This is a genomic window from Rothia sp. (in: high G+C Gram-positive bacteria), assembly GCF_030540545.1.
In the GTDB taxonomy this organism is placed as follows: Bacteria; Actinomycetota; Actinomycetes; order Actinomycetales; family Micrococcaceae; genus Rothia.
The window spans coordinates 208,442-221,083 of record NZ_JAUNVZ010000001.1 but is presented as its reverse complement, the minus strand read 5'-3'; the positions used below and the strand labels follow the sequence as shown (position 1 = coordinate 221,083).

The 12,642-nt window shown below is 56.7% G+C and carries 12 protein-coding genes and 2 tRNA genes; 1 reads left to right on the top strand and 13 read right to left on the bottom strand.

The features are described 5' to 3' along the window. Nucleotides 1-17: 17 nt before the first annotated feature. From Q4P78_RS01040 to Q4P78_RS01025, 4 genes are all read right to left on the bottom strand, one after another. Entirely contained in the window at nucleotides 18-410 is a 393-nt protein-coding gene (locus tag Q4P78_RS01040; protein WP_303338448.1) for a hypothetical protein, read from the bottom strand. Between the two features lie 146 nt (nucleotides 411-556). Continuing rightward, on the bottom strand, nucleotides 557-1,408 hold the full coding sequence (locus tag Q4P78_RS01035; RefSeq protein WP_303338447.1) for a hypothetical protein: 852 nt from the start codon (nucleotides 1,406-1,408) through the stop codon (nucleotides 557-559). A gap of 236 nt (nucleotides 1,409-1,644) precedes the next feature. Then, the gene (locus tag Q4P78_RS01030) at nucleotides 1,645-1,899 is read right to left on the bottom strand and encodes a hypothetical protein (protein ID WP_303338446.1); all 255 of its coding nucleotides are present in this window, start codon (nucleotides 1,897-1,899) and stop codon (nucleotides 1,645-1,647) included. Between the two features lie 6 nt (nucleotides 1,900-1,905). Next, nucleotides 1,906-2,166: a hypothetical protein gene (locus Q4P78_RS01025; protein ID WP_303338445.1), complete on the bottom strand. Its 261-nt coding sequence runs from the start codon at nucleotides 2,164-2,166 to the stop codon at nucleotides 1,906-1,908. 269 nt (nucleotides 2,167-2,435) lie between these two features. Between Q4P78_RS01025 and Q4P78_RS01020 the strand changes: the two genes are divergently transcribed. Beyond that, nucleotides 2,436-2,524: transfer RNA gene (locus Q4P78_RS01020), tRNA-Ser, on the top strand. 76 nt (nucleotides 2,525-2,600) lie between these two features. Here the strand turns inward: Q4P78_RS01020 and Q4P78_RS01015 are convergent. The 9 genes from Q4P78_RS01015 to Q4P78_RS00975 all read right to left on the bottom strand — a co-directional run bounded on the left by Q4P78_RS01015 (nucleotide 2,601) and on the right by Q4P78_RS00975 (nucleotide 12,517). After that, entirely contained in the window at nucleotides 2,601-3,125 is a 525-nt protein-coding gene (locus tag Q4P78_RS01015; protein WP_303338444.1) for a histidine phosphatase family protein, read from the bottom strand. Between the two features lie 128 nt (nucleotides 3,126-3,253). Beyond that, a complete protein-coding gene (locus Q4P78_RS01010; RefSeq protein ID WP_303338443.1) occupies nucleotides 3,254-3,985 on the bottom strand; it encodes a winged helix-turn-helix domain-containing protein in 732 nt (243 codons plus the stop codon). A 598-nt stretch (nucleotides 3,986-4,583) separates the two neighbouring features. Continuing rightward, nucleotides 4,584-5,222, bottom strand: coding sequence for a uracil phosphoribosyltransferase (upp, locus tag Q4P78_RS01005; RefSeq protein WP_303338442.1), 639 nt, complete (start codon nucleotides 5,220-5,222; stop codon nucleotides 4,584-4,586). Between the two features lie 161 nt (nucleotides 5,223-5,383). Continuing rightward, nucleotides 5,384-5,470, bottom strand: a tRNA-Ser gene (locus tag Q4P78_RS01000). A gap of 64 nt (nucleotides 5,471-5,534) precedes the next feature. Further along, a complete protein-coding gene (locus tag Q4P78_RS00995; RefSeq protein WP_303338441.1) occupies nucleotides 5,535-6,164 on the bottom strand; it encodes a TetR/AcrR family transcriptional regulator in 630 nt (209 codons plus the stop codon). Continuing rightward, a complete protein-coding gene (locus Q4P78_RS00990; protein WP_303338440.1) occupies nucleotides 6,164-8,644 on the bottom strand; it encodes a YhgE/Pip family protein in 2,481 nt (826 codons plus the stop codon). The genes Q4P78_RS00995 and Q4P78_RS00990 overlap by 1 nt, the downstream gene beginning before the upstream one ends. After that, a complete protein-coding gene (locus tag Q4P78_RS00985; protein WP_303338439.1) occupies nucleotides 8,641-9,507 on the bottom strand; it encodes a multidrug ABC transporter ATPase in 867 nt (288 codons plus the stop codon). Before Q4P78_RS00985 ends, Q4P78_RS00990 begins: the two co-directional genes overlap by 4 nt. A 248-nt stretch (nucleotides 9,508-9,755) precedes the next feature. Beyond that, nucleotides 9,756-10,217 carry a nucleoside deaminase gene (locus tag Q4P78_RS00980; RefSeq protein ID WP_303338438.1) on the bottom strand — a complete coding sequence of 154 codons (462 nt, stop codon included), beginning with the start codon at nucleotides 10,215-10,217 and terminating at the stop codon, nucleotides 9,756-9,758. A gap of 104 nt (nucleotides 10,218-10,321) precedes the next feature. Continuing rightward, nucleotides 10,322-12,517, bottom strand: a complete 2,196-nt coding sequence (locus Q4P78_RS00975; protein WP_303338437.1) for an ATP-dependent DNA helicase RecQ — start codon at nucleotides 12,515-12,517, stop codon at nucleotides 10,322-10,324. Between the last annotated feature and the right edge of the window lie 125 nt (nucleotides 12,518-12,642).

Genomic DNA, 12,642 nt, shown 5'->3' with positions numbered 1-12,642 from the left:
CGGGAGGTCAGAAGATTTTAATAGTAGTAGCTGCTGGAGGAAGCAAGGACAGCAAAGAAGAAAATAAGCCAAATAGTACTGATAATAACGCTAATAGAGCTAATAATAACGCCCGCCCAGCCCATGGCGCGACCATTGGATTCATAGACGCCCATCTGCTCAGCCTGACCTGCCTTGTTAATGGCAAGAATACCCAGAACGAAAGAAATAAGACCGAAGCACAGCAGAGAACCAATCAGGGCACAAATACCCAGGGTGTGGGAATCCTTAGCGAGCTTCTGACCTTCCATATAACGCGGGTCTACGGCGACCACGGGCTGCGCCATCATCATCGGCTGTACAACGGGCTGAACCACAGGCTGTACAACGGGTTGGGGCTGCTGGTAGTAGGGGCCGGGGTATTGAGACATAAGAGTCGTCCTCTGATTATCTGTGCGTATCGGGGTGATGTCCCTTTGAGTGTATCCCAGTTTGCACGCTACTGGCCTCAAAAGAGCAGTTTTAAGAGCAAAGACTCAGCTTGAATGCTCAAACTGAGTCTTTGCTGAATATGGCTCTAGTGGGTGATACCGGCTGCAATACCAAATATGATCAGTAGGATAAAGAACAGGATCACAAGAGCCAGCGGTACCAGAGATATACACAGGGATGTCCACCCCAGAATCGTTCCGGCGCTACTCTTGGCTCCCTTTCTACGGTCGCTATTCCCCATGACGATAGCGCAGATACTTGTCACCAATGACGTCAACCAGAAAATGGACGTCAATCCAGTAGAGCTTGGAAAGAAGATATACGTCAGGAAGCAGCAGATCATAGCAATAAGACCGAAATTCCGCGCTCGCTGGCTTTGCTCTTTAACATGGGCGGTCATCAGAGGGGCAGCGCAGCCGGGAACCATTACGATTGAGTCTTGCATCAGGGCGGGTACCACTGTCTGCACGGGATATAGATGGGTGAACGTTGTGGGGGCAGCAGGTACTAGCGCACTACCGGTGGATGCAAAGGCAGGCGCCGAGGCGGATGCATAGGACTGTGCGGGGGCGAAGGTGGGTTCGGAGGCGGGTATCTTTGCAATCTGCCCCAGTTCAGCCAGCGAGGGTACGGCATGGCCCACAGGAGCATGCCAGGCTTCGGATTGTGCACTCTGCTGGTTCTGTTCTTTAGCGTCCATAACACGCGTGGCGTCTTCTGCGGATGCTTCGGCGGCCGGTTTCACTTCCGGGCTCAGGGGCAGGGTTTCATCGATGCTGCGCTCGTAGGGGCGAGTTGGGTCCGTTTCTGCCGCGGCGGGCGAAGTATGTGCCGTGGAATATTCTGCGGGGTAGGGTCGTGTGGCATCCTGCAGATCATAGCCGTAGGAGCCGTAGTCTTCGATAGTGTAGACGCGGGTTTCTTCGTCCTCGCTCATATCCTCGGGAGTGTATCCCCGGGTGTTGTGAGGCGTATCTGGCGTGTTCACAATCTATGCTCCAATGCTCTTCAGGTATGGGTATGCGCCTCTACCCTATGCCATGAGCCTGGAGTTTTGCTGGTATTAGCCTGAATACTTGCTGAATCCTCTCTCTACCCATAGACCTCCGGGCGCAGAAAACCGCCGTATCCAATCACTCTCAGATACGGCGGTTTCATGAATAATACTATTACTTAGCGACTGGTAGAAGCAGCGCCAACAGCAATAATGCCGAGGAAAATAAAACCAACCAGAATAAGAAGCTCCAGGGCACCAATGATCAGGTTAATCCAGCCCATAATACGACCACCGGAAGCTGCAACGCCAAACTGCTCTGCCTGGCCCGCCTTCTTAACGCCAATAATGCCCAGAATCAGGGAACCAGCGCCAAAGAACCACATAAAGAAGCCGAAGAAGTTCAGCACCAAGCCAATAATACCCAGGGTCATGGAGGTCTATGCTGCCTTCTGACCTTCCATCTGCTGAGGGGTCATCATGGTCACGGTTGCCTGTGCGTACATCGACTGAGCGTAGCCGGGCTGAGCACCCGGCAGAGGGCCGGTAGTCTGAGACTGCTGCGCGCCTGCCAGAGGACCGGTCACCTGGGGCTGCTGTACCTCGGGCTGTACAGGGGCGGGCTGCGCGGGCTTATTCAGATTGGGTGCTGCCGACTGTGCTGCGTCGGTGCCGTAGCTGGGCTGAGGGTTTTCAAACATAGGTATCCCCTTATGTTTGTGTGTTGATGCAGTACAAACTGCTGATTATCGGTTCCTCCAGCTTACCCCATGCGTATTCCTACACAGCTATAGAACACACTATCTGTGACATATCTGTAACGTTTTCCCTATCCACCCGCAACAGACTCATGGCATTTGGCTCGCATCCAGGGAGGTCGAAAAAAATTTTCTGAAATAGGCTCTAGAAATTGACCCGCGCGCCAAGAGCCGATATTCTTGTAGGGATGCACTTGCTAGCAAGAGCATTGGGAGACGTGCCAGAGCGGCCGAATGGACTTCACTGCTAATGAAGGGTCGGGGTTAAACTCGACCGGGGGTTCAAATCCCCCCGTCTCCGCAGCAAAGCCCCGTAGCACACGCTACGGGGCTTTTTCGCACCCTCCACTCCACCTCACTCTAAAGAAGCGCAGCGTTTAGAAGCTCGCAAAATCAATCAGCCGAGCACCCGAATCGGTACGGGCATTATCCAACAGAGCCCACAGATCATCCACACGGAACACCGCGATGGAGCTGGGCACAAAGCCATAGGACATATCCATCATTGCCTGATACTCAGAATCGGCAGTTGCCAGGCGCAGAGCCGCATCGTAAATACCCGGCAGGTGAGAAACCACCAGCAGGGAACGCACATCCTCAGATACACCATTAATACGCGCAATAATACGCGAATCCGACACCTCGTACAGACCCTCATCCAAATGAGCCGTAGGAGCCTGCTCCCCCAGGGCATCCGACACCCAGGTGGTGGTCTGGCGCGTGCGCAGAGCCGAGGAAGACATAATCTGCTCGGGAATATAACCCTTCTCAGCCAGCCACTGCCCCGCCGCCTGGGCCTGAGAATGTCCGCGGGAGGTCAAGGGGCGGTTGAAATCATCCATACCCCAGTCAGCTTCGGCGTGGCGCATGAGAATCAAATATTTTGCATCGTGCTCAGTCATATACCAATTTTAGCCCCTGAGCGCCCTCGCGTGCCCTTGAATGCGTACCGGCGCATAAAGCAGAACCCTCGAGGCGCACACACGCGCCTCGAGGGTGAAAAGTTCACAAACCTAGATGGCTCTATCGATTAGATCAAATACTCGGGAGCTGCCCACACAACAACCTCGGGATGCTCAAAGAAACGGTAACCCTGGCCGCGCACAGTGCGCACAGTGCCCGAGAGTCGACCCAGCTTAGAGCGCAGGCGACGCACATGTACGTCAATGGTGCGCTCATGCGGGTGGTGCTCATCATCGGTACGCCAGAGAGCATCCAGCAGTTCATCGCGACCCACCGTGCGGCTGGAGTTTTCGACCAGGTGAGCCAGCAGCTCGAATTCCTTAAAGGTCAGCAGCAGAGGCTCACCGTCCAGGAATACCTCGCGGCGCGCAAGGTCAATCAGCACACCGGAGGAGGTAGGCGAGGGAGTCTCAGGTTCCGGCTCAGCACCGGGGTAGTAGATTGCGGTCGGATCACCCAGAGCGTTGCGCACAACCTCCAGATCGGTACCCTCAGCGTTCACGGGTGCGAGGGCGACCGCAGCGTAGGATTCAGCCTCGGGCGCCAGGTGGTGAGCGTAGGTGCGCAGATCCTGCACAATACGTACCAGGGAGGTGCCATTAGCTGCAGCAAGTTCTTCATTTAGACCCACATAAAGCACGAAGCCGCGTGCCTCATTTTCGGGGGTTCCACCGTGTTCCTGCGTGGAAAAAGACATGGGGCGCAGGGTTGCGGCAGGAGCATTGCCAGTGGGCGTTGCGGGGCGCTTCGCGGCACGTCCACGTTGGGAGATGTGGACGTATCCAGGTGCACCTGACATAATCAAGCCTTCTCTCAATAGGTTGCGAACGAGTCCCTTTGGTTCTGCTTACGTGGGATACGGCTATCGCTTCCACGCCCTCATACTTAACTCTCCCTGGAATTGTCCAATAAATCAAGCGCAATAGCTGAGTTTGGAAGACTTTTCCACCTCGTGAATTACATATCAATATTTATCAAACAATACATTCAGACATGATTCACTATAAAAACCTAGTATATATTTGACACTTTGCCCCAAAATTATACAGAGCTCAGCCGAGTTTACAAGGAAAGAATGAATTTATATTCATTATGCCCCTAGCTTCACAATTGGGTACGTGACTTTACAAGACATCAAAAACCATCTAGTGCTTCGGATACTAAACATTCGGCCCGCACTCGAGGCAGGAACCCAAGCCCACAGAGCGCCGTGACAAGGTTAAATTCACCCTCCTGCCCCACTGACAAAAGACTCATTAGACACTTGAAGCTGTTCTAGCACACATAACGTATAGGGGCTCTAAAATATTCCCCCTGAACAGCGGCAGAAGATAGAGAAAGGGCGCACCCATCGCAGTACACACTGCAACAAGCGCGCCCTTTCTGAAGCCACAAGCCTAGTGAGCCACACCGTAGAGGCGGTCACCGGCATCGCCCAGGCCCGGAACAATATAGGCCTTCTCATTCAGGCGCTCATCGCGAGCAGCCACAAATAGGTCAATATTGTCCATGCCCTCAACGCCAGCCTCCAGAGCAGCAATACCCTCGGGAGCAGCAATCAGGCAGACACAGGTAATGGACTCGGCACCGCGCGCACGCAAGAACTTAATCGACTCGATCAGAGTGCCGCCGGTAGCCAGCATAGGATCAAGCACATACACCTGACGACCGGTCAGATCCTCGGGCAGACGCTCAGCGTACGTGACAATATCCAGGGTCTCTTCATTACGAGCCATACCCAAAAAGCCAACCTCAGCGGTGGGGATCAGGCGAGTCATGCCCTCGAGCATACCCAGGCCGGCGCGCAGAATCGGCACCACCAGGGGCTTAGGATCGGCAATAACGGTGCCCATGGTCTTTGCCACGGGGGTCTCGATCTCGCGCTGCTCCACGCGGATCTCACGGGTCGCCTCATAGGCAAGCAGAGTCACCAGCTCATCAGCCAGCTGACGGAAAATCGGGGAGGGAGTGTTCTTATCGCGCAGAACGCTAACCTTATGATCAACCAGGGGATGATCCAAAACTTTAATACGCATAGGTTAATTTTATGACAGATAGATGCACCCGCGCAGGAAAATTACCAAGAGATAGCGCACAGCCACGCTCAGTTACAGAGCAGCCACAGAGCCCGGATGGGCGCCCCGTGGGCATAGAAAAACCGCCCGTCAGGAAACCCGACAGGCGGTTTTTGTTGGCGCGGTGGTGGAGGGATTTGAACCCCCGTTGGCTTTTACACCAAACATCATTTCGAGTGATGCACCTTCGGCCGCTCGGACACACCACCAACAACTACATAGTATAGCAACCCCGGCTACAGGGCGCAAACAAGCAGCTCTTTGATGCGCACCCTAAAGGTGAATATAGCCATCCACAATCAGCATGACCGTGCGCGTGGCATCCTCAGCACTACGCTGCGTGCCGTGCACCGTGCGGTCCACAGAAAGCATGAACATAGCACCAAAAAGAGCCACAGAAATAGCACTGACATCCTGAGCACTATCAGGATGATAGTTCAGCGCCAAGCGGGAGACCATACGGTGCAAATCACCCAGCACGTCCTGCCGCAGCCCCAGCAGCTCCTGGCTAAAACCAACCTGGCGGCTACCCTCCTGCAACCACATGCGGGCAAAACCCGGGTGCTCATACAGGAACTCAAAGCTGGCATAAATACCCTGCTGCAATCCCTGGCGCGGATCCCTGACCGACTCGGTAGCGCGCAAAACCGCCGCACGCAGCCGCTCCGTGCCATAATCCAGCAGAACCTGCGGCAACTGAGCGCGCGAGCCAAAGGTGTAATACACCGTACCCTTAGAAACACCCGCAGCAGCTGCCAGCTGCTCAATATTAATATCCTCGCTCTGACCATCAGAGAGGATCTGCATGGCGGCACTAAAAATACGCTCACGAGTCTTCGCACCGCGCGAACTGGGCGCCACAGGCACCGGGCCGGTCGATAAAGAGCTAGTCAGCTTAGACATTAGACCACAATCTCCGGAGCGAGCTTCTTCAAAGACCACACGCGATCGCGGCGAGTACCGAAGTAATTCAGCAGCAGACCGGCGCAAGCCCAGACCAGCAGAACCGCCACAATACCCCACAGGCTACCAATATCAATACCGTAGCTCAGGCGGCGCATACCGGTCACCGCATAGCTCATCGGCAGAGCATTGTGCAGCCAACGAGCACCCTCGGGCAGGGTCTCATAGGGCATGGCACCGCCGGCACTAATCAACTGCAAAATCAGAATAATCAGAGCCACAATCTTGCCCGGCGAGCCCAAAAAGACCACCAAGCCGTGAATAAAGGCGGTGAAAGTCAGCGAGACAAAGCACAGGAAGAGGAAGACCAACACGGGGTGCGCCACCTCAAAGCCCAGCCCCCAAACCACGGCGGCATACATCAGAGCCACCTGGGCGGTACCCACCAAGGCAAAGGGGATCCAGCTGCCAATAGCGATACGCAGGCTCGGAGCGTGAGATGCCAGGGCACGGGAGTTCATGGGGCGCAGGGTCTGCACCAGCATAAGGGCACCAATCCACAGCGCGAGCGCCATAAAGAAAGGAGCCATGCCCTCACCGTAGTTACGGCCGTTTGCCAGGGAGTCGTGGTTCAACTCCACCGGGTCGCTCATAACACCGGCAACCTTTTCACGCTCGGATTCGTTCAGGTTCGGGATCTGCTTGGTGCCATTGCTCAGACCGTCGGAGAGCTGGCCGGTACCGTCCTTAAGCTGGTCGGAGCCGTCCTTTGCCTGGGAGGAACCGTCGGCAAGCTTTTCGCTACCGTCGGCAAGCTGCTTGGTGCCGTCCTTGAGCTGGCCGGCACCGTCGTCAAGCTTCTGAGCGCCGTCAGCCAGCTGCTTCTGCCCATCCAACGCGGTCTTCTCACCCTCGGCAAGGGTGGAGGCGCCCTCGGAGAGCTGGGAAGTACCGTTGCTTAGGGTGCCGGTACCCTCGGAGAGCTGCTGAGCGCCCGAGTCCAGTTTGGAGGCACCGGAGTTCACAGTGGTGGCGCCGGTGTGCAGTGCCTTCGCGCCGGTTGCCAGCTGAGAAGCACCGGTATTGAGCTGGTTCACGCCGTCATTGAGGGCACTCACCTTGGGTGCAATGGAGCTGGTGCCGTCGGCCGCGCAGGAGTCAGTTTTAAGCTGCTGCAGCTTAGATACCAGATCGGGGTTGGATGCGCCGCGCTTTTCCAGCAGGGTGCTTAGAGCCGTATCGTTCAGTCCAGCAACGATCCTCTTAGTTTCTTCAGAGTCTACGCGGGCAATGACAGCTTCCAGGGCTTCGGAGGTCATGGTGCCGTCATCTACCAGCGGCTGCAGGCGGGTGCGCAGATCGGCTGCCACCTTGGAGACAGCGGTATTGGACAAATCGGTACCGAAGTTACCGGTGCCCTCGCTGGTATTAATCGCGGCGAGGTTCTGACACATGGTATTGAGCTTGGAGGGAAGCTCGGGCACGCCAGCCTTGTCCAGGTTTTCTTTGAGCTGAGCGGTGCCATCGGCGAGCTTCTGCGAGCCCTCTGCCAGAGACTTGGAGCCGTCCTCTAGCTTCTGAGTGCCTTCGGAGAGCTGAGAGGTGCCGTCAGCCAGGCTCTTAGCCCCGGAGTCGAGCTTCTGAGCGCCACTATCCAGATCGCTGGCGCCGGTGGAGAGCTTGGTAGCGCCGTCGGAGAGCTGCTGCTGGCCGTCAACTAGCTTGCTGGAGCCCTCAGTGAGCTGAGCGGTGCCGTCTTTGAGGGTGGCGGAGCCGTCCTTGAGCTTAACCGAACCGTCCTTGAGGGTGGCGGTGCCGTCCTTAATCTGGCTCAGGGCATCGGAGAGTTTCACGGCACCGTCTTTGACCTTGGTCGCGCCATCGGCCGCATCCCCCATTTTGCCGTGAATGGTGGTGAAACTTGCCAGCAGGGTGTTGGCGGTCTTATCCCCCACCTTGGCGGCTACAGAATCACGCACCGCGGTACCCATTTTGGTCACAATATTGGTCAGCACGTAGTTATTGGCGTCATTGGTGATGACTTCAATACCGGCTGATTCGGGGTTGATGTCGGGCGTATTACCCTCGCTATCGGGCACGAAGGAGCCGGCACTGAGCAGCTTTTCGGTAAAGTCATCCCCAATGACCAGGGCGAAGTTGTATTCGCCACGGGTCACAGCATCCACCGCTCGGTCACGAGAGTCCATGGTGCTCCATTTGAAGGTTCCGGCGTCCAGCAGGTTCTTTTCAACATCTTGACCGGTATTCAAATACTCGCCATTACCGTTGGTGCCGCCTTTATCGGTCACGACCATAACGCCCTTAATATCTTTGACATTGGAGTAGGCGTCCCAGTTGCCGTAGAGGTAAATATAGCCGTAGAGCAGAGGGATACAGGACATGGCAATGAGCACCAGCCAGGGCAGGACACCCGAGGTCAGGCGCTTCATTTCAACCAGGGCTACGCGTAATACGCTCATGCTTGCTCCTTGGAGGTGTTCATCTCGGTGCGTGCCGGGGTGCTTTCTTCTGCGCTGAGCATATCCTCGAGAGGATGCTCATCTGCCGCTTGAATGGTTTCGCGAGTGCTCTTGGTGTTCTTCCTATCCACCAATTCGTAACCTGCGGGTACACGGGGGACCTGATTGGTCACCGGTACCGAGTCATCGTCAAGGTCTTTATCCTTGGGATCCTTGATTTTGGGCTCTTCTACCAGCTTTTCGTGGGAGTCACCCACTACGGCTCGCTTGCCCTCCCAGGATTCAGAAATATGGGGCACAATGGCGATAATGGCTCGCGGATTATCCTCATTTTCAGCCAGTTCTACCAGCTGCGGCAACCACATATGGGTGCGGTTAAAGTGGCGCGAGGGGGTATCGAATACCAGCAAGGGCGAGCCGGAGTGCTCCGCCAGGGCGAGCATGAGTTCCAGATTCTTCTCGCCGGTCATTTCCTCGGTCCAGAGCTTATCCAGATCCTCCATGCCGCGCTCTTTAAGCCAGCGGGTGGCGCGGGGGCGACCGAACATGGGCTGACTATAGGAGAGCATTTCGGAGACGTAGTCGTGCACGCGCATATGGGATTCGGGCGCGGTGACTTCGGGGGAATCAATAATATCGGAGAGGCGGCGCAGGCGGTATTTGGAGGTGCGCTCTTGCGCACCCCAGGCGATGGTGCCGCCGTTTAGAGGCAGTCGTCCGGTCAGTCCCAGTGCCAGGGCGGTGCGCTCTAGCTGGCTATCTGCCTGCACTAAAATCACTTCACCGCGCTCTACGGTGAAGGAGGTACGACCAAAGAGTGCCTTGTGGCGGCCTTTAGCCCAAATATTGTCTACTTTTAGCATGTACCCTCGCCTGTGTTTTATGCCTGCGTTACGCGGTACCGGGGTGTCCCGGCTATGCCGCGTATTCAAGTCTACGGAGCCTTAGGGGCTCCACTAGGGCTTTTAGGGGCTTGGCGAGTGTAATTTTGAAAACTTTGAGGAAAGTTTTTGAGATTTTTAGGATATTTTTTCAAAAACTTGAGTTGCGGGTAGCACCGGGTGCAGGTGCCGGGCGTACCGGCACCCGGCCAATATACGAAGCCTATCCCCTATCGTTTCTGCGCGAAAAAGGACTCCATGAGAGCCGCACCATTCTGCGCCTGCACCCCGGCGTATACCTCAACGGGTTTTGCCAGGCGAGCATCGCGCAGCACATCGTATACGCTACCCACGGCACCGGTTTTAGATTCCCAGGCGCCGAAAATAACCCGCGGGATGCGGGCACTGAGAATAGTTCCCGCGCACATCAGACAGGGTTCCACGGTGACTACCAGGGTGCAATCTTCTAAGCGCCAAGATTTTCTGTGCGCAGCAGCCTGGCGCAGGGCGTTAATTTCTGCGTGGCCGGTGGGGTCGTGATCACTTTCGCGACTATTGTGCCCGGCGCCAATAATCATGCCTTCGGGGTCTACGACGACAGCACCAATGGGGATTTCACCGGCGCTATAGGCGAGCTGTGCTTGATCCAGGGCTGCCTGCATCCAGGGGTTAAACTCTTCGGGTACGGGCATATCGGACAGGACAAACTTTTGCCCGTCAAGTGCTTTATATTCTTGATTACACATATAACTTAAAATCTATAAATACAGGTCAATTAGCTAAATATTCCCAATATTTAGCCATTCTGAGCCAGGGCAAGGGGATATACCGCATTAGCCCCAGCACGGCGCAGCAAACGCGCAATCACCGTAAAGGACCAGCGGGAATCCACCATCTCGGACACCAGCAGCACCGGGCGCGGATTAGCTGCCAGGGACTGCACCACACTATCGGGCAAAGCACAGCACGCCAGAGCATCGGCGCAACGGAAAACACCATTACCACCAAAGAAACGCGGATTCGCCTGCAAGGTACTTGTGCCCAAATATTCCAAATGACCAATATGGGCAATACCTCGCGCCAGGCTCTCCACCAGCTGCGGGCGCACCGGGGAGGCAAGAGCCAACACCGCCGCGGGTCGACCGGCGGGGCCCCACTGCCAGTTTTTAAGCACCTCAATACAGCCCTCCCCCAGCGAGCGCGTAACGGCAGAATCCACCGGGTTACCCTCAGCGTCTTCGGCGAAAATATCGCGTAACTGAGAACCCCAGGAAAGATCGCTCAGACGAGCCAGAGCATAACCTCGTTCAGCTCGCTCATTCTCGGCAATCTTACCCTTGGGCGCCACCGAGCCGAAAGTAGAAAGGTCCATGGGTACGGATACCTTAGCCAGCTGGCTTACCCACTGGGCTCGTGGCTCAATATCCACACCGGTGGAGTGCAGCCGACCGCGCGCCTGCTCAATATTTTCGGCGCTCAGCTCGCGCGGGTACCAGGGGCCGGCGCATACATCGCAGCGTCCGCAGGGTGCAGCGCTCATATCGTCCAGCTGATGCGCCAAATAGACCATACGGCACAGGTTCTGCTCCCGCTCATAGGCGAGCATAGCGTCCTGTTCGTCTTTGCGTGCCTGTAGAACCGCGGCGTAGCGCTGGGCATCGTAACTCCAGGCGGCACCGGTGCTCTTCCATACGGAGCCGTCTTTATATACGGCGCCTTCAACATCCAGGGTCTTGAGCAGCAGGTTCAGCTGGGTGCGGCGAATCTGCACGCGTGCCTCTAACGCCGGGACACTCAACCCGGCGCGTTCTGCATTAAGCGTCTGTAGAATCTGCATGCTCTTTTCTTCATCGGGCATGGAGGCGGTGGCAAAGTACTCCCAAATGGAGCGGTCTTCTTCACCGGGCAGTAGCAGCACATCCGCCTGGATGGCGCCGCGGCCGGCTCGTCCAACCTGCTGGTAGTAGCTAATCGCGGAGGAGGGCGCGCCCAGGTGCACCACAAAACCCAGATCGGGTTTGTCGAAGCCCATGCCCAGGGCACTGGTGGCGACCAGGGCTTTAACCCTATTGGCCTTGAGGGCTTCTTCGGCAATAATGCGCTCTTCCGGGTCGGTGGCGCCGGTGTAGGAGAGCACATCGTACCCGGCGGCGCGTAGGGCGCTGGCAATATCTTCAGCAGCGGAGACCGTCAGGGTGTAGATAATGCCCGATCCCGGCAGAGTATTCAGGTAGCGAACCAGCCACGCCAGGCGGCTGGTGCTACTTTCGGGCAGGGTGAGCACACCCAGGCGCAGGGAGTCTCGGGTAAGAGGGCCGCGAATCTGCACCACGCTGCCGGGGTTGGTACCGGCAAGCTGATCCATAATGTCTTTACTGACGCGGCTATTGGCGGTTGCAGTGGTGGCAAGTACCGGCACGCTCGCCGGCAGCCGGTTGAGTAGTTCGCTAATGCGGCGGTAGTCGGGGCGGAAATCGTGCCCCCAATCGGAGATACAGTGCGCCTCGTCAATAACGAGCATGCCCAAATCGCGGGAGAGAATGGGCAGCCAGTGTTCGCGGAATCCTGCATTGGTGAGACGCTCGGGGCTGATGAGCAGCACATCCATCTGTCCTGCTTGCAGGCGAGCGCGGATTTCGTCCCATTCGGTGACATTGGTGGAATTGATCATGGCGGCGCGCACGCCCATGCGTTCGGCGGCGGCTACCTGGTCGCGCATGAGCGCCAGTAGCGGGGAGATAATGAGTGCCGGGCCTCTTCCTTCGGCGCGTAGCAGCATGGCGGAGATGAAGTAGACGGCTGATTTTCCCCAGCCGGTACGCTGGATGACCAGGGCTCGGCGGTGTTCGTGGACCAGGGCGCGGATGGCTTCGTATTGGCCGGGGTGGAAGTTCGCGGTGGGGTTGCCGGTGAGTTGGGTCAGGAGGGTGCGGGCGCGCTGGTAGAGTGCTTCGTTGCTATAGTCGATGGGCGCGTGCTGTGGCTGGGTCATGGATTTCTCCTTTGCTTCTTCGTCTTACTATTGTGCCAGTCTCGGGGCGCTGATAGGGGCTGGGCGGTCAGGGCGGGGTGATTGTGGGTACATCGCCTGTTTTGTTCAAGCCTTTGTGCGCCTTT